This window comes from Mycobacterium sp. (assembly GCF_050700595.1).
Taxonomy (GTDB): Bacteria; Actinomycetota; Actinomycetes; order Mycobacteriales; family Mycobacteriaceae; genus Mycobacterium.
In genome coordinates this window covers 12,222-28,582 of the sequence record NZ_JBOHHI010000121.1, presented here as the reverse complement: position 1 = coordinate 28,582, position 16,361 = coordinate 12,222, and the positions used below count along the sequence as shown (strand labels likewise).

The window sequence follows — 16,361 nt, the reverse complement described above, 5'->3', positions numbered from 1 at the left end:
CGCGATCGGTGGACGGTAATCCAACGCGAGCTTGTCAGCGGAGACCGGTGGACTCTGGACGGTGACCTCGGCCCGTACGACGTGCTCGAAGTGCGTCTGAAGGCTGTATCGTGTTCTGGCACTGGCTGCTCACCTACCGTCGCCGCAGCCTTCCCCGCGTCATTTCCGCGATAACCGTTAACGCCCGTGATGCCGACGTCTACCTGCTGCGGAAACCGCGCGACGCCCGCGCTGGGCCGTAAGCTGGGACATCACCAATGGGTACTGTGCTGATTCCGATTCCGGATCGCGACTTCGACCCGACCGAGGTCGCGGTCAGTTGGCATGTCCTGAGCGCGGACGGTCACCGAGTGGTCTTCGCCACCGAAAGCGGCACACCTGGGGTGGCCGACGACATCATGGTAACCGGCCGCGGTTTGGACATCTGGTCTGCGATACCGGTTTTGGGCGCGGTGGCAATGGTCGGGCGGATGCTACGGGCGAACAAGGACGCGCGCCGCGCATATCAGGACATGCTGCAGTCGACGGAGTATCAGCATCCGTTCAGCTGGACTGAAATCACCCTTGACGACATTGACGCGTTGCTGCTGCCGGGTGGCCACCGTGCCCGCGGCATGCGCCGATACATCGACAACGACACGCTTCAGCGCCTCGTTGTCGACGCCTTTGCCCGCGGGATGATCGTGGCCGCGATCTGTCACGGTGTGTTGCTCGCCGCTCGTAGTGTTGATCCCACGGCAGGTCGCTCAGTGCTCTACGGGCGCCGGACGACGGCGTTGACCTGGGCGCTTGAGCGCAGCGCCTGGCGTCTCACCCGAGTCACTCGATTCTGGGATCCCAACTACTACCGCACCTACATCGAGGACCCCGGTCAGCCCGACGGCTACATGTCAGTGCAGTCGGAGGTCACCCGGGCCCTCGAAAACCCAACCGACTTCTGTGACGTTGTCCGTGGATCGCCACATTGGCGGATCAAGACCTCAGGAATTGTGCGGGATACTGCGAACGACTCGCGGCCGGCGTTTGTCGTTGACGACGACACCTACTTGTCGGCACGCTGGCCAGGTGATACCTATACCTTTGCAGCGGTCTTGTCGCAGAAGCTGAAGTCCGCGCGCACAGACCCGGCGCCTTGACGACACATCAGGAAAACGTCGTCTGCGTGCAGGTGTCCGGCGACGTCAGGTTGACGCCGGGATAGACCACCTGAATATGCGTGCAGACAATGACATTCACGTCCGTCTTGGGTTGGCCGGTGTGCCAGTCGGTCGAATCGATACGGCCGGTGGTCTGGTACTTCTCCGGCGGCCCCGCACCCGTGTAGATGTCGGTGATCACGTCGGTGCCGCCCTGCTTCATGACCCGCTCGGATCCGCCGGTGGCGTGTACGTCGAGGTAGGCCACCCGGCTCGTCGACCGGATTTCGGTGCTTTGCCTGGCCCACAGCCCGGGTGGGAATCCGGTCACCGCGTCGGGCGTGCGCAAGTCCGCGCCGACGGTGAAGTCGCAGCTGCCGGTCGGTTTATGGCAATCGACCGTGTTGTGGGTCTCCAGCTGGGTTCCCTCGTCGACGGGAAACAAGGTGGTGTTGGTGTTGCTTGCCGCAGGTGCAACCGCGGGTGGCGCCAACGCCAGCATCAGTCCGATGCCCGCCACCGCCGTCACCAGCCGCTTGTTCATCAGCAGAACTTAACTCCTCGCGGTTACTCGTCGTAGGTGACTTCGACCGAATCGGCTTCCGGACGGGCCTGGCAGGCCAGGATGAGCCCGTCGTCGAGGTCCTGCTGCTCGAGGACGTCGTTGACCTCCATGTCCACCTTGCCGCTGCGCAGGCTGCAGGCGCAGGCGCCGCAGTGACCCTCCCGGCAGGAGAACGGCGCGTCGAGGCCGGCGTCCAGCAGCACATCGAGCAGCTTTGCCCGGCGCGGCCACGACACCGTGTGCGTCTCCCCGTCGAGTTGCACCACCGCGGTTGCCGGCGGCTCGTTGCCGTCATCCTCGATCTTCACCGCGGCGAATGGATCGGTCTCCAGCGACTTGAACACCTCGATATGCACTTGCTGCGCAGGCACGTTCAGCGATTCGAGGGCCTCGCGAGCGGCCTGCATGAATGGCCCCGGGCCGCAGATGAATGCCTGCCGATCGGTGTAGGGGGCAGCCAAGTTGGCCAACGCGGTTGCGCTTGGCAGACCCTGCAGCGATTCCATCCAGTGCACGACGGTCAGACGGTCGGGGTACTTGGCGGCCAACTCGCGCAGCGCGTCGCCGAAGATGACCGAGCGCTCGTCCCGGTTGGCGTAGAGCAGCACCACCTGCCCACTGCCCTCGGCCAGCGCGGATTTGCAGATCGACACGATCGGGGTGATACCGCTGCCCGCGGCGATCAGCAGGAAGTCGTCGTCAAGGGTCTTGGGCACGAAGTTGCCCGACGGGGCCAGCACGTGGAGCCGCATGCCGGGGTGGGCGTGGTCGCACAGCCAGTTCGACGCGTATCCGGTGCCGTCCCGCTTGACGGTGACGGTGAGCGCATCGTCGGTGAACGGTGAGCTGCACAGCGAATAGCAGCGCGCCACCGAGCCGGTGCGCTCGCTCGGGATGCGCAGTGTCAGGAACTGGCCGGGCGCATATCGCAGCCGGTCGGCCGGAATCTCGGCACCATGCGGAACCGCGAACACCAGCGACCGCGCGTCGCCGGTTTCGGCGACGACGTCGGCGACCTGCAGTTCCAGGACGTGGCTGCCGAGCGGCTCGTCGGGAACGGTGTCCGTCAAGACACGACCCTCCCTTCCGTCATAACTAGAACATGTTACAGAAACCGTGCTCTGGACCGCCACCAGCCGCAGGAACACCCTGCTCGACACAAATCGGAACGTGTTCTAGTCTCTGTTTTGAGTAGGCCACTTCTGGGAGGCAATGCAGTGACGTCCATTCAACAGCGTGACGCGGACTCGGTCCTGGCCGGCATCGATGATCTGCTGCCGAAGTTGCGGCAACGCGCACAAGAGACCGAGGATCTACGCCGGTTGCCGGACGCCACGGTGAGCGAGCTGCAGGAGATCGGCTTCTTCAGGTTACTGCAGCCAAAGCAGTGGGGTGGCCTCGAATGTGACCCCGCGCTGTTCTACGAGGCCGCGCGCCGTCTTGCCAGTGCCTGTGGCTCCACCGGCTGGGTGGGCTCGATCGTCGGCGTGCACAACTGGCATCTGGCGCTGTTCGACCAGCAGGCTCAGGAGGAGGTCTGGGGTGAGGACACCAATGTGCGGATCTCCTCGTCGTATGCCCCCATGGGTGCCGGCACTGTGGTCGATGGTGGATACCTGGTCAACGGGTCGTGGAATTGGTCGTCAGGATGTGATCACGCCACCTGGACGTTCGTCGGTGGCCCGGTGATCAAGGATGGCCGGCCCGTCGACTTCGGCAGCTTTTTGGTCCCGCGCTCCGAGTACCGCATCGACGATGTCTGGCACGTGGTGGGGCTGCGCGGGACCGGCAGCAACACACTAGTGGTCAAGGACGTCTTCGTCCCGCGGCACCGATTCCTGTCCTACAAGGCGATGAACGACCACACCGCCGGCGGGCTGGCAACCAACACCGCACCGGTGTACAAGATGCCTTGGGGCACCGTGCATCCCACCACGATCTCGGCGCCCATCGTCGGGATGGCCTACGGCGCCTACGACGCCCACGTCGAGCATCAGGGCAAGCGGGTGCGTGCCGCGTTCGCCGGGGAAAAGGCCAAGGATGATCCGTTCGCCAAGGTCCGCATCGCCGAGGCTGCCAGCGACATCGATGCGGCGTGGCGTCAGCTGATCGGCAACGTCAGCGACGAATACGCGTTGTTGGCCGCCGGCCGGGAGATTCCGTTCGAGCTGCGTGCCCGCGCCCGCCGCGACCAGGTCCGGGCCACCGGCCGCGCGATCGCTTCGGTCGACCGGCTGTTCGAGGCGTCCGGCGCCACCGCGCTGGCCAATGACGCTCCGATCCAACGGTTCTGGCGCGACGCGCACGCCGGCCGGGTGCACGCGGCCAACGACCCGGAGCGGGCGTACGTGATCTTCGGCAACCAAGAGTTCGGGTTGCCGCCCGGCGACACGATGGTCTGATGACAGCTGTTGAAGAGCTGACGTTTGAATCAACGTCGCGCTATGCGGAAGTGGATGTCGACGGACCGCTGAGACTGCACTACCACGAGGCGGGGGTGGGTAATCCGCAGACCGTGGTACTGCTGCACGGCGGCGGCCCGGGTGCGTCGAGCTGGTCGAACTTCTCGGCCAACATCAGCGTGCTGGCCAACCACTTTCACGTGCTGGCCGTCGACCAGCCGGGCTACGGGCACTCGGATAAACGCGCCGAGCACGGCCAGTTCAACCGCTATGCCGCAACGGCTCTGGCGGGCTTGTTCGACCAACTCGGCATCGGGCGAGCCCCGTTGGTCGGCAACTCGCTGGGGGGTGGCACCGCGGTCCGGTTCGCGCTCGATCACCCCGCTCGCGCCGGCCGGCTGGTGCTGATGGGCCCCGGCGGGCTGAGCGTCAACCTGTTCGCGCCCGATCCCACCGAAGGGGTCAGGCGGCTGAACAAGTTCGCCATGACGCCCACCCGGGCGAACCTCGAGGCGTTCCTGAAGATCATGGTCCATGACCGCAAGCTCATCACCCCGGAGTTGGTGGAGGAGCGTTTCGCGCTGGCCAGCACGCCCGAATCGCTGGCGGCGACGATCGCGATGGGAAAGTCGTTCGCCGGAGCCGATTTCGAGCTCGGCATGATGTGGCGCGAGGCGTACCGGCTGCGTCAGCCGGTACTGCTGATCTGGGGCCGCGAGGACCGGGTCAATCCGCTGGACGGTGCACTGGTCGCTTTGAAGACCATTCCGCGTGTGCAGCTGCACGTCTTCGGGCAGTGTGGACACTGGGCACAGGTGGAGAAGTTCGACGAGTTCAACAAACTGACCATCGATTTCCTGGGAGGTGCGTGATGAGCATCCGGTCGCTGGGCTATCTGCGCATCGAGGCCACCGATGTGGCGGCGTGGCGAGAGTACGGCCTGAAAGTCCTCGGCATGGTCGAGGGCACCGGAACCACCGAGGGCGCGCTGTATCTGCGGATGGACGACTTCCCGGCCCGGCTGGTGATCGTGCCCGGCCAACACGACAGGCTGTCGGCAGCAGGCTGGGAATGCGCGAACGCCGAAGGCCTGCAGGAGATCCGCAACCGGCTGGATATCGAGGGCACACCGCACAAGGAGGCCACCGCCGCCGAGCTGGCGGATCGGCGGGTCGACGAAATGATCCAATTCGCCGATCCATCCGGTAATTGCCTGGAGGTCTTCCACGGCGTTGCGCTGGAGCACCGCCGGGTCGTCAGCCCCTACGGGCACAAGTTCGTCACCGCTGGGCAGGGCCTGGGCCACGTGGTGCTGTCCACCCGCGACGACGTCGAGGCGCTGCACTTCTACCGCGACGTGCTCGGCTTCAAGCTGCGTGACTCGATGCGGCTGCCGCCCCAGCTGGTCGGCCGGCCCGCCGACGGACCGCCGGCCTGGCTGCGGTTCTTCGGCTGCAACCCCCGGCACCACAGCCTGGCTTTTCTGCCCATGCCCACCCCAAGCGGCATCGTGCACCTGATGGTCGAGGTGGACAACTCCGACGACGTCGGGCTGTGCCTGGACCGGGCGTTGCGGCGCAAGGTGCCGATGTCGGCCACCCTGGGCCGGCACGTCAACGACCTGATGCTGTCGTTCTACATGAAGACTCCCGGCGGATTCGATGTCGAATTCGGTTGTGAGGGGAGGCAAGTCAAGGACCGCGACTGGGTCGCCCGGGAAAGCACCGCGGTGAGCCTGTGGGGGCATGACTTCACGATCGGCGCCCGCGGTTAGTACCTGCGATGTCGATCGATTCGCGAACCTTCCGGCAGGTGTTGGGGCAGTTCTGCACCGGGATCACGATCATCACCTCGGTTCGCGACGACGTTCCGATCGGGTTCGCCTGCCAGTCATTCGCCGCGCTGTCGTTGGAACCGCCGCTGGTGTTGTTCTGCCCGACCAAGGTGTCGCGGTCATGGCAGGCCATCGAGGCCAGCGGGAAGTTCTGCGTCAACGTGCTGACCGAGAGCCAAAAAGAAGTCTCGGCCCGATTCGGCTCCAAGGAAACGGACAAGTTCACCGACATCGATTGGAGCCCGTCACCGTTGGGGTCGCCGATCATCGACGGATCGCTGGCCTACATCGACTGCGCAGTCGCCTCGGTGCACGACGGCGGCGATCACTTCGTGGTGTTCGGCGCGGTGAAATCGCTGTCTGAGGTGCCCAGGATCAAGCCGCGCCCGCTACTGTTCTATCGCGGCGACTACACCGGCATCGAGCCGGATAAAACCACCCCGGCGCAGTGGCGGGACGATCTCGAGGCGTTCCTGACTACCACCACCCAGGACACCTGGCTGTAGTGGGTTAATCGAAGGGCCGGCGCCAGCGCAGACCCGGAAAACGGGCGAATGAACGGTCGGTGGTAACCCACGTCGCGCCGTTTTCGATCGCCAGTGCGGCATGGTATGCGTCGGGAACTGTGTTCGCCTTTGCCCCGATTTCGGCACAAAGCGAATCGAAGATGTCCCAGTGTCGTGGCCCTGGCCGCAATGGGATGGCGGTCGGCGCAGTCCGAAGCGCACGGCACGCGCCGAGCGCCTGCGCGGTCGAGCTGGGCTGTCGAAAGACTCGGTGGTTGGTGATCAGTCGAACGACACCAGAGAGCACGAGTTCGCTGATGCCCACCGGTTCGTCACCGGCGAGCACAGCGTCGACCCACGTCCGATAGACCTCGTGATCGGGGCTGTCCTCGCGGATCGCATACACGCAGACGTTCACGTCAAGGAGCAGCATTGTCACCTATCAGCTGGGCCAGGGCTTCCCGGTCCTCCAGGTCCACGCCGGGTTGCAACCCTCCGGCGCCATGCGTCGGCAGCCGAAATTCTCCGCGGCCCGGTTCATCATCGACTCGGCGCAGCATGACACGTAACGCGTCGTCAAGCACCGCGCCGAGCGATCGCGATGTTCTCGCGGCGAGGATCTTCGCCTCGGCGAGCAGATGATCGTCGATATTGACCGTGGTGCGCACGCACGCATCATAGCATCATCTAGTCGCATCATGATGACCAGCAGTCCGTCTTGTCACGCATCAGCGTGCGACCCCGTCTAGGTATCGAGGATGAGTTGTCAGAGGAGACACAACGATGAGACCTTTGAGCACGGCAGCGCGCGCATACCTGGTGACGGTGACGGCCCTGGTCGGGCTGGCCAACGTTTGGATTGGGATCTGGTGTCTTGTCGATCCCGGATCGTTCGCCGATTTTGTGCGTTTCGAAGCTCACGAGCATTTTCTGCATGACGTTGGCGCGTTCCAACTGGGCCTTGGTGTCATGCTGCTGCTCGCGCTTATCTGGGCCGACGCATTGGCCACCGCATTGACCGGATTCATCGTGGCGAACACTATCCACATGGTGAACCACATGACGGACCTCAGCCTCGGCGGTTCGGCCGCACAAGCATGGGTCCTCGGCGTCGTGTCGCTGGCGCTGGTTGCAGCGTTCGTGCTGCGGCTACGTCAACTCGGCTATGTGCTGGGCGCCGTCGGCACCGCAGCTGATCCGAGGTTGGCTCCGTTCGTGCGGCAGAAGACGATCAGGCTCACCACCTTTCGGAAGGACGGAACACCCGGCAGCAGTCCGGTGAGCATTGTGGTCGACGGTGAGCATGCTTACTTTCGGAGTTTCGAGCGGGCGGTCAAGGTCCGACGGATACACCGCAACCCGAGTGTCGAATTCGGGCCGGCTACAGCATCGGGCAAGCCGACGGGCTCTGTGCAACCCGGCCGAGTGCGGCTACTGGACGGCGGTGAGTATCAGCTCGCTGCGCGTTTGCTGCGCCGTAAGTACCCATTGCTGCATGGCGTGCTGGTGCCTTTGGCGCATCGGCTCATGCGGCACAAGTACGGGCGCACGGTGCATGCCGAATTGATTCCGCCGGCTCCGTTCGCTTAGTTCAGCCACGGGCCGATTCGGCGCAGCGCCTTCTGGATGTCACCGGCCGGCCCGGCGAACGATAGCCGGACGAACGAACCGCCCCGCACGGTGTCGAAGTCGATGCCCGGTGCGATCGCGACGCCGGTGTCCGCCAACAACTTCGAACAGAACTCCATCGAATCGGTGGTGAAATCGGAGACGTCGGCGTAGACGTAGAACGCACCGTCGGTGGGGGCCAGCCGGCCGATGCCGATGTCGCGCAAACCGTCAAGCAACAGCCGACGGTTGAGCGCGTACTGGTGCAGATGCCCGTCGGCCTCGACGATCGCTTCCGGGGTGAACGCCGCAATGGCGGCGTACTGCGACAGCGCGGGTGGGCAGATGGTGAAGTTGCCGGTCAGGCAGTCCACCGCACGGCGCAGTTCGGCCGGCACCAGCAGCCAGCCCAGCCGCCAACCCGTCATCGCGTAGTACTTGGAAAAGCTGTTGACCACCACGGCATTACGCGATGTCTGCCATGCGCAGCTGGTCTGCGGCGCGCCCTCATACACCAGCCCGTGGTATACCTCGTCACTGATCAGCCGCGCGCCCGTTGCATCACACCAGGCCGCGATCTCCGCCAGCTCAGCGGGCGGGATGACAGTTCCGGTCGGGTTGGCCGGGCTGGCCACCACCACCCCCGCCACCGGCGGGTCGAGTTCGGCGAGCATCTGTGCGGTGGGCTGAAACCGGGTCTGTGGCCCGCATTCGATCTCGACGACCTCGCACCCGAGCGCGGACAGGATATTGCGGTAGCACGGGTATCCGGGACTGCTTACCGCCACCCGGTCGCCGACATCGAAACAGGCCAAAAACGCCAGCAGAAATCCCCCCGATGACCCCGTCGTGATTACGACGTCGTCAACATCGACCGGCAGCGCGTACCGATCCTGATACGTGGTCGCGATCGCGGCGCGCAGTTCCGGAATACCCAGCGCCACTGTGTAACCAAGCTGGTTGAGATGCAGCGCGGCCGCCGCGGCGGCGCGCACGGGCTCAGGGGCCCCGGCACTCGGCTGACCCGCCGACAGGTTCACCAGATCGCCGTGGGTGCGCTGCCGCTCGGCGGCCGCCAGCCAGACGTCCATCACATGGAACGGTGGGATCCCCGCACGCAGGGAAACGCGGTCGTTCATGTGCCCAGGTTAGAACACTTCGGATTCGAGCCGGCGCAGGTGTTCGCGCGGTGGACCCAGCAGTTGTGAACTGCCGTGTGCGCGTTTGAAGTACAGGTGCATGTCGTGTTCCCAGGTGATCGCGATTCCGCCATGCAGCTGAATGCTTTCGGCGGCCACCGTGTTGAGTGCTTCGCTGGCGGCGATGCGGGCCAGCGCTGCCGCAGTCGGCGACGGATCCGCGACCGCGTCGTTCACCACGGCGCGGGCGGCCTGCACCGCGACGTAGAGATCGGCCATCCGGTGTTTGAGGGCTTGGAAGCTGCCGATCGGCCGACCGAACTGCACTCGCTCCTTGGTGTAGTCGACGGTCAGTTCTAGGCAGCGCGCCGCCGCGCCGATTTGTTCGGCGGCCAGCAAGATCGCGGCGGTCTCGGCGATGCCGGGGTCGGCACCGATCGCCTCGGTGCGCTGCGGTGTGACACGGGCCAGCCTGCGGGTGGGGTCCATGCCGTCGACAGGCTCGGCGCTGAACTCGCTCCACCGGGTGAGTTTTCCGTCGGTAGCACCGATGACGATGTCTGCGATGGCTCCGTTGACCACATAACCGGGATCGAACACCACCGCGCCGACCGCCATACCCTCGGCCAGCCGCTCCAGCGCGCCGGCGTCCGGATCGTCGGCGGCGAGCAGAGCCAGTTCGGCGAGTGTGGTGCCCAACAGCGGGGTGGGCACCAGCCCCTTGCCGAGCTCCTCGACGACGACGGCGGCGTCACCGAGATCGCCCCCCGCACCGCCGTATGCCTCCGGCACCACCAGCGCGGCGACGCCGACCTGCTCGCACAGCAGCCGCCACAGCGATTCGTCGTAGCCGCTGGCCGATTCCATCGCCTCGCGCACCGCGGCGGGCGACGCGTGCTTGGCCACCAGGGTCGCCACGGTCTCCCGCAGCAGTTCGCGTTCGTGTGTCATAGCGCCGCTCCTCCTCATCGCGCTGCGCGCTCTGCATCGTCGCCGGCGCTCATAAGGCCTCCAATACCCGCCGCCGATGCGCCGCCGGGTCGCCCCAGGCCGGCCGCAGCGCCTGTACCCGCAGCAGCCATAGCGACAAGTCGTGTTCGGCGGTGAAACCGATGGCACCGTGGGTCTGCAGCGCAGCCCGGGCGGCCAGCAATGCGGCATCGGACGCCGCGGCCTTGGCGGCGCCGACATCGCGGGCGGTATCGCCAGAGTGATTTCCCAGCGACAACGCGGCGCCGTAGACCAGCGGACGGGCCAACTCGACGGCGATGTGCACGTCGGCGAGTTTGTGTTTGATCGCCTGATAGGAGCCGATCACCTGGCCGAACTGGGCCCGCTGTTTGGCGTAGCCGACGGCCGTGTCCAGCAGCGCCTGCCCGGCGCCGACCAGTTGGGCGGCGGTGGCCAGTGCGCCGAACTCGTAAGCGCGTGCGACGTCGGCATTCCACGACGAGGCGGTGGCGGCGACGTCGAACAGGCGGCGACTGGGGTCGACGGACTGGTGCGGTTCACCGGCGGTGGCCTCGGTGACCCGGTCCGAATCGGCAAGCAGCACCAGCCCGGCGGCATCGGCGTCCACCGCCCGCGGCACCTGCGGCGGCAGCGCGACCGAGGCGAGAAGTTCACCGGCGGCCAGCGCGGCACACCGCTCGTCGTCGGCCAGCAGGATCGGCGCCACCGCAATGGATTCGGTGACCGGGCCCGGTACACACCAGCGCCCGAGCCGCTCCATCGCGACGATCAGGTCGACCGGATGTGCATCGAGGCCGTCGAACCGCTCCGGCACCGCCAGGGCGGTCACTCCCAGGTCGGCCAACCGGGCCCATACCTTTCGGCCTGGCGCGGTGTCACTATTGGCCCAAGCGCGCACTGCCCCCGGGACGTCGGCTGACGCCAGCGCGGCGTCGATACTGGCCGCGAAATCGCGCTGCTGTGCGTCTAACTCAAATCTCATTTGGCCTCCCGTGGCAGTCCCAGCAGCCGTTCGGCGATGATATTGCGCTGAATTTCGTTGGTGCCCGCATAGATCGGGCCGCCCAGCGCGAACAGCAAACCGTCGGTCCAGGAGCCGGCCAGCTCACCGTCTGCGCCGCGGATATCCAGCGCGGTCTGGTGCAGTGCGACGTCGAGGTCTGACCAGAACACCTTGGTCACCGACGATTCGGCGCCGAGTTCACCACCGCTGGCCAGTCGGCTCACAGTGCCGAAAGTGTGCAGTCGGTATGCGTGTGCCCTGATCCATGCATCGGCCACCTCGTCACCAAAAGTGATGTTGCCCGCGTCTTTCCACAGCTCGGCGAGCTGCTCAGCGGCTGCGACGAACCGGGCCGGGCTACGCAGCGACATGCCGCGTTCGTTGCTCGACGTGCTCATCGCTGCGCGCCAGCCGTCGTGCACCCCGCCGATCACGTCTTTGCCGGGCACGAAGACGTCGTCAAGAAAGATCTCACCGAAACCGGTGTCACCACCGAGTTGTGCGATTGGCCGCACGGTGATCCCGTTGGCCTTCAGGTCGAACATGAAATATGTCAGCCCACGGTGGCGTTCGGCGTCCGGATCTGAGCGAAACAACCCGAAAGCCCTTTCCCCGAACGGAGCTCGCGAACTCCAGATCTTTTGGCCGTTGAGCAGCCAGCCGCCGTCGGTCTTCGCCGCGGTTGACCGCAGCGATGCCAGGTCGCTGCCGGACTCGGGTTCCGACCAGGCCTGCGCCCAGATCTCTTCGCCGCTGGCCATCTTGGGCAGCACCCGGTCCAACTGTTCCTCGGTGCCGTGCGCGAACAGCGTCGGCGCCAGCATCGAAGTGCCGTTGGCGCTCGCCCGCCCCGGCGCGCCGGCGCGGAAGTACTCCTCCTCGAAGACCACCCACTGCAGCAGCGTGGCGTCGCGCCCACCATACTTACCCGGCCAGGTGATCACCGACAACCCCGCATCGAAGAGTACTTTGTCCCAACGCCGGTGCTGCTCAAAGCCTTCGGCAGTGTCATAGGACTTCGTGGGAAACGAGGCCTTGTTGGCTGCCAGGAACTCGCGCACCTCGTTCTGGAACGCCCGGGTTTCGTCATCGAAATCAAGGTCCATCTATGCCATCTCTCGCAGTAGCGGCTTGGCGACCTTGCCGCCCGCGTTGCGTGGCAGCGTGTCGACAAACCTCACCGATCGGGGGGCCTTGAAATTTGCCAAATGTTCACGTGTGTAGGCGATCACCGCCTGCTCGTCGAGGCCGCAGCCGGGCCGTGTCACCAGGAAGGCCCGGCCTACCTCGCCGAGCCGCTCGTCGGGCACGCCGATCACCGCAGCGTCGAGCACACCGTCCAGCCGGGTGAGCACCTGCTCGACCTCCGCGGGGTAGACATTGAACCCCCCGCAGATGTACATGTCCTTGAGCCGGTCGGTGATCTGCAGATTGCCTGCGGCATCGAGCTTTCCGACGTCACCGGTGTGCAGCCAGCCGTCGCGGTCGATGGCCGCGGCCGTGGCTTGGGGGTCGTCGAGATAGCCGAGCATCACGTTGGGGCCGCGCAGCAGCACCTCGCTGCGGTCCCCGATGCGTAGCTCGAAATCGGCGATCGGTCGCCCGCAGGTGGTGGCCACCGTTACCGGGTCGTCGTCGGCACGGCACATGGTGCCGAACCCTCCTGCCTCCGTCAGGCCGTAGGCGGTCAACACGATGTCGATGTCGAGCTCCTGCTGCATCCGCTCGATCAGCACCACCGGCACGCTGGCCGCGCCGGTGACCGCGAACCGCAGCGAGCTCAGGTCGTAGGCGGCGCGGGCGGGATGGTCGAGCAGCGTCTGGAAAATCGTTGGTGGGCCGGGCAACACGGTGACCCGATGCTCGGCCACCGCGTGCATGGCCTGCTCAGGCTCGTAGGTCAGCTGCGGGATCAACGTGGCCCCGGTCTGCAGGCAAGCCAGGATTCCGGCCTTGTAGCCGAAGTTGTGAAAGAACGGGTTGATGCACAGGTAGCGGTCGTCGCTGGTGATCTTGCCGCAGGCCGCCCATGCCGCCGGGCCGGCGAGCGACTGACGGTGCGCGCACCGCACTCCCTTGCTGCGGCCGGTGGTGCCCGACGTGAACAGGATGTCGGAGACGTCGTCGGGGCGCACTGCGGCGGCGCGGGCGTCGGCGGCGGCCAGAGCCGTGCTGTCAGAGCCGGCGGCTATAAACTCCCGCCACGTCCCGTCGGCCGCGTCTACCGGCACCCGCACGATGTGACGCAGATCGGGCAGGGCGCCGCGGTCGAGGTCGGCGGCCTTGTCCGCGCCGACGAACTCACCCATCGCCACCAGCAACGGAGCGCCGGTGCGGGCCAGGATGTCGGTGGCCTCAGCGGCGGTGTAGCGGGTGTTCAGCGGCACCATGGCGGCCCCGGCGTAGTGCGTGGCCAGGCACGCGATGACCCAGTGCCAGGTGTTCGGCGACCAGATCGCCACCCGGTCACCGGCCCGAATGCCGAGTTTGATCAGCGCCGCGGCGGCCTGACGCACCTCGGCGCGCAGCTCGCTGAAGGTGAGCCGGCGATCCGGGGTGATCAGCGCGTCGTGGTCGGGAAGTTCACCTGCGACGCGGTCCAGAACCGCAGGAATGGTCTGCGGATCGTTAGACATCGATGCATGCTCCTAACAAAGCAAGTGCTTGGTAGGTTAGCCTACAGGGATGCAACAGGTCGAGGAGTTCCGGGCCGAGGTGCGCGCCTGGCTGGCCGAGAACCTGGTCGGCGAATTCGCCACGCTCAAGGGCCTCGGCGGGCCGGGCCGCGAGCACGAGGCGTTCGAGGGACGCCGCGCCTGGAATCAGCATCTCGCCGAAGCGGGGCTGACGTGTTTGGGCTGGCCGGCCGAGCATGGCGGCCGCGGCCTGTCGGTCGCACACCGGGTGGCGTTCTACGAGGAATACGCGCTCGCCAACGCCCCGGAGAAGGTCAACCATTTCGGTGAGGAACTGCTCGGGCCGACGTTGATCGAGTTCGGCACGCCCGAGCAGCAGCGGCGGTTTTTGCCCCGAATCCTCGACGTCACCGAGTTGTGGTGTCAGGGGTATTCCGAGCCCGGCGCGGGCAGCGACCTGGCCAATGTCTCCACCGCGGCGGTGCTCGACGGCGACCAGTGGGTGATCAACGGGCAGAAGGTCTGGACGTCGCTGGCGCACTGGGCACAGTGGTGCTTCGTGGTGGCGCGCACCGAGAAGGGCTCCAAGCGCCACGCCGGCTTGTCGTATCTGCTGGTGCCGCTCGACCAGCCCGGGGTACAGATCCGCCCGATCGTCCAGCTGACCGGTGACTCGGAGTTCAACGAGGTGTTCTTCGACGACGCCCGCACCGATGCCGACCTGGTGGTCGGCGCGCCCGGTGACGGCTGGCGGGTCGCAATGGGAACGCTGACATTCGAGCGCGGCGTTTCCACGCTCGGCCAACAGATCGTCTACGCGCGCGAACTGAATGGCGTGGTGGAACTCGCCAAGCGCACGGGTGCCGCCGACGACCCGTTGATCCGCGAACGGCTGACCCGGTCCTGGGCAGGCTTGCGGGCGATGCGCTCATATGCGTTGGCCACCATGGACGTCGAACAACCCGGGCAGGACAACGTGTCAAAACTGTTGTGGGCCAACTGGCACCGGGAGCTCGGCGAGATCGCGATGGACGCGCGGGGCAAGGCGGGCATGGTGCTGGCCGACGGTGGCTTCGACGAGTGGCAGCGCCTCTACCTGTTCACCCGGGCCGACACCATCTACGGCGGCTCCAACGAGATTCAGCGCAACATCATTGCCGAGCGGGTGCTCGGCCTACCCAGGGAGGCGCGATGACGCTAGCCGTCGCACCCGAAGAGGTTGCCGGACACAGCCTTCTGACCGGCAAGGTGGTGATCGTCACGGCGGCCGCCGGCACCGGCATCGGATCGGCCACCGCCCGGCGCGTGCTGATCGAGGGCGCCGACGTCGTCATCTCCGATCACCACGAACGACGGCTCGGGGCGACCGCCGAGGAGCTGTCCGCACTGGGCCTGGGGCGCGTTGAGCACGTACTCTGCGACGTCACCTCCACCGCGCAGGTCGACGCGCTGATCGCGTCGGCCACCGCGCGGCTGGGCCGCATCGACGTGCTGGTCAACAACGCCGGCCTGGGCGGGCAGACGCCGGTGGCCGACATGACCGACGAGGAATGGGACCGGGTGCTCGATGTCACCCTGACATCGGTATTTCGTGCCACCCGTGCGGCGCTGCGCTACTTCCGCGATGCCGGCCACGGCGGCGTGGTCGTCAACAACGCCAGTGTGCTGGGCTGGCGGGCCCAGCACTCGCAGGCGCACTACGCGGCGGCCAAGGCCGGGGTGATGGCGTTGACCCGGTGCAGCGCGGTCGAGGCCGTCGAATACGGCGTGCGGATCAACGCGGTGTCGCCCAGCATCGCCCGGCACAAGTTCCTGGACAAGACCACCTCGGCGGAACTGCTCGACCGGTTGTCGGCCGACGAGGCATTCGGCCGGGCCGCCGAGCCGTGGGAGGTGGCGGCCACCATCGCGTTTTTGGCCAGCGACTACTCCAGTTACCTGACCGGCGAAGTGATTTCGGTGTCGAGTCAGCACCCATGAACCGGCGCGACGAACTTCTGGCGCTGGCGGCGACGATGTTCGCCGAGCGCGGCTTACGCGCGACCACGGTGCGCGACATCGCCGACGGTGCCGGCATCCTGTCCGGCAGCCTCTACCACCACTTCGCCTCCAAGGAGGAGATGGTCGACGAGTTGCTGCGCAGCTTTTTGGACTGGCTGTTCGACCGCTACCAGGAGATCGTCGACACCCAGCCCAATCCGCTCGAGCGGCTCAAGGGGCTGTTCATGGCGTCGTTCGACGCGATCGAGCATCGGCATGCGCAGGTCGTCATCTACCAGGACGAGGCCAAGCGATTGCTGTCTGCGCCGCGGTTCTCCTATATCGAGGACATGAACAAGCAGCAGCGCAAGATGTGGGTCGACGTGCTGCACCAGGGCATCGAGGAGGGCTACTTCCGGCCGGACCTCGACGTCGATCTGGTTTACCGTTTCATCCGCGACACCACCTGGGTGTCGGTGCGCTGGTATCAGCCGGGCGGACCGCTCACCGGCGAGCAGGTGGGCCGACAGTATCTCGCCATCGTCCTTGGCGGAATCACGTCAAATCAAAGGAGATAGAT

Annotated in this window: 18 protein-coding genes; 9 read left to right on the top strand and 9 right to left on the bottom strand. The window is 66.1% G+C overall.

Going from position 1 to position 16,361, the window contains the following annotated elements:
* The first annotated feature begins 257 nt into the window (after nucleotides 1–257).
* Complete coding sequence (locus ACRDTL_RS12095) at nucleotides 258–1,136, top strand: type 1 glutamine amidotransferase domain-containing protein (protein WP_431506945.1); 879 nt, start codon at nucleotides 258–260, stop codon at nucleotides 1,134–1,136.
* Nucleotides 1,137–1,143: 7 nt separating this feature from the next.
* Here the strand turns inward: ACRDTL_RS12095 and ACRDTL_RS12090 are convergent, their stop codons facing one another.
* Nucleotides 1,144–1,680 (bottom strand): hypothetical protein, encoded by a 537-nt coding sequence (locus ACRDTL_RS12090; RefSeq protein ID WP_431506944.1) that lies wholly within the window; start codon nucleotides 1,678–1,680, stop codon nucleotides 1,144–1,146.
* A gap of 23 nt (nucleotides 1,681–1,703) precedes the next feature.
* Nucleotides 1,704–2,771 carry a 2Fe-2S iron-sulfur cluster-binding protein gene (locus tag ACRDTL_RS12085; RefSeq protein ID WP_431506943.1) on the bottom strand — a complete coding sequence of 356 codons (1,068 nt, stop codon included), beginning with the start codon at nucleotides 2,769–2,771 and terminating at the stop codon, nucleotides 1,704–1,706.
* Between the two features lie 147 nt (nucleotides 2,772–2,918).
* Here ACRDTL_RS12085 and hsaA point away from each other — a divergent pair, with 147 nt between their 5' ends.
* From hsaA to hsaB, 4 genes are read left to right on the top strand one after another with little or no spacing between them, the layout of a single operon-like run.
* Nucleotides 2,919–4,103, top strand: coding sequence for a 3-hydroxy-9,10-secoandrosta-1,3,5(10)-triene-9,17-dione monooxygenase oxygenase subunit (hsaA, locus tag ACRDTL_RS12080; protein ID WP_431506942.1), 1,185 nt, complete (start codon nucleotides 2,919–2,921; stop codon nucleotides 4,101–4,103).
* The gene (hsaD, locus tag ACRDTL_RS12075) at nucleotides 4,103–4,975 is read left to right on the top strand and encodes a 4,5:9,10-diseco-3-hydroxy-5,9,17-trioxoandrosta-1(10),2-diene-4-oate hydrolase (protein ID WP_431506941.1); all 873 of its coding nucleotides are present in this window, start codon (nucleotides 4,103–4,105) and stop codon (nucleotides 4,973–4,975) included. Before hsaA ends, hsaD begins: the two co-directional genes overlap by 1 nt.
* The gene (hsaC, locus tag ACRDTL_RS12070) at nucleotides 4,975–5,877 is read left to right on the top strand and encodes an iron-dependent extradiol dioxygenase HsaC (protein ID WP_431506940.1); all 903 of its coding nucleotides are present in this window, start codon (nucleotides 4,975–4,977) and stop codon (nucleotides 5,875–5,877) included. The genes hsaD and hsaC overlap by 1 nt, the downstream gene beginning before the upstream one ends.
* Nucleotides 5,878–5,885: 8 nt before the next feature.
* Nucleotides 5,886–6,443 (top strand): 3-hydroxy-9,10-secoandrosta-1,3,5(10)-triene-9,17-dione monooxygenase reductase subunit, encoded by a 558-nt coding sequence (hsaB, locus tag ACRDTL_RS12065; RefSeq protein WP_431506939.1) that lies wholly within the window; start codon nucleotides 5,886–5,888, stop codon nucleotides 6,441–6,443.
* Nucleotides 6,444–6,447: 4 nt separating this feature from the next.
* Here the strand turns inward: hsaB and ACRDTL_RS12060 are convergent, their stop codons facing one another.
* Entirely contained in the window at nucleotides 6,448–6,876 is a 429-nt protein-coding gene (locus ACRDTL_RS12060) for a type II toxin-antitoxin system VapC family toxin (RefSeq protein ID WP_431506965.1), read from the bottom strand.
* Nucleotides 6,863–7,111, bottom strand: a complete 249-nt coding sequence (locus ACRDTL_RS12055) for a ribbon-helix-helix domain-containing protein (RefSeq protein ID WP_431506938.1) — start codon at nucleotides 7,109–7,111, stop codon at nucleotides 6,863–6,865. The genes ACRDTL_RS12060 and ACRDTL_RS12055 overlap by 14 nt, the downstream gene beginning before the upstream one ends.
* 115 nt (nucleotides 7,112–7,226) lie before the next feature.
* On the opposite strand from ACRDTL_RS12055, the gene ACRDTL_RS12050 reads away from it, so the two are divergent.
* On the top strand, nucleotides 7,227–8,033 hold the full coding sequence (locus ACRDTL_RS12050) for a PPOX class F420-dependent oxidoreductase (RefSeq protein WP_431506937.1): 807 nt from the start codon (nucleotides 7,227–7,229) through the stop codon (nucleotides 8,031–8,033).
* Here ACRDTL_RS12050 and ACRDTL_RS12045 read toward each other — a convergent pair.
* From ACRDTL_RS12045 to fadD3, 5 genes are read right to left on the bottom strand one after another with little or no spacing between them, the layout of a single operon-like run.
* On the bottom strand, nucleotides 8,030–9,190 hold the full coding sequence (locus ACRDTL_RS12045; protein ID WP_431506936.1) for a pyridoxal phosphate-dependent aminotransferase: 1,161 nt from the start codon (nucleotides 9,188–9,190) through the stop codon (nucleotides 8,030–8,032). The two genes, ACRDTL_RS12050 and ACRDTL_RS12045, sit on opposite strands and share 4 nt — an antisense overlap.
* Before the next feature lie 9 nt (nucleotides 9,191–9,199).
* Entirely contained in the window at nucleotides 9,200–10,141 is a 942-nt protein-coding gene (gene ipdE2 / locus ACRDTL_RS12040) for an acyl-CoA dehydrogenase IpdE2 (RefSeq protein ID WP_431506935.1), read from the bottom strand.
* Between the two features lie 49 nt (nucleotides 10,142–10,190).
* Nucleotides 10,191–11,144, bottom strand: coding sequence for an acyl-CoA dehydrogenase family protein (locus ACRDTL_RS12035; protein ID WP_431506934.1), 954 nt, complete (start codon nucleotides 11,142–11,144; stop codon nucleotides 10,191–10,193).
* A complete protein-coding gene (locus tag ACRDTL_RS12030) occupies nucleotides 11,141–12,271 on the bottom strand; it encodes an acyl-CoA dehydrogenase family protein (RefSeq protein ID WP_431506933.1) in 1,131 nt (376 codons plus the stop codon). Before ACRDTL_RS12030 ends, ACRDTL_RS12035 begins: the two co-directional genes overlap by 4 nt.
* Complete coding sequence (gene fadD3 / locus ACRDTL_RS12025; RefSeq protein WP_431506932.1) at nucleotides 12,272–13,801, bottom strand: 3-((3aS,4S,7aS)-7a-methyl-1,5-dioxo-octahydro-1H-inden-4-yl)propanoate--CoA ligase FadD3; 1,530 nt, start codon at nucleotides 13,799–13,801, stop codon at nucleotides 12,272–12,274.
* A gap of 49 nt (nucleotides 13,802–13,850) precedes the next feature.
* Between fadD3 and ipdE1 the strand changes: the two genes are divergently transcribed.
* Genes ipdE1 through kstR2 form a run of 3 tightly spaced genes read left to right on the top strand, consistent with a single transcriptional unit; the run spans nucleotide 13,851 to nucleotide 16,359 of the window.
* The gene (ipdE1, locus tag ACRDTL_RS12020) at nucleotides 13,851–14,996 is read left to right on the top strand and encodes an acyl-CoA dehydrogenase IpdE1 (RefSeq protein WP_431506931.1); all 1,146 of its coding nucleotides are present in this window, start codon (nucleotides 13,851–13,853) and stop codon (nucleotides 14,994–14,996) included.
* A complete protein-coding gene (gene ipdF, locus ACRDTL_RS12015) occupies nucleotides 14,993–15,781 on the top strand; it encodes a (5R,7aS)-5-hydroxy-7a-methyl-1-oxo-2,3,5,6,7,7a-hexahydro-1H-indene-carboxyl-CoA reductase (RefSeq protein WP_431506930.1) in 789 nt (262 codons plus the stop codon). Before ipdE1 ends, ipdF begins: the two co-directional genes overlap by 4 nt.
* Nucleotides 15,778–16,359 carry a TetR family transcriptional regulator KstR2 gene (kstR2, locus tag ACRDTL_RS12010; RefSeq protein ID WP_431506929.1) on the top strand — a complete coding sequence of 194 codons (582 nt, stop codon included), beginning with the start codon at nucleotides 15,778–15,780 and terminating at the stop codon, nucleotides 16,357–16,359. The genes ipdF and kstR2 overlap by 4 nt, the downstream gene beginning before the upstream one ends.
* The last annotated feature ends 2 nt before the right edge of the window (nucleotides 16,360–16,361 follow it).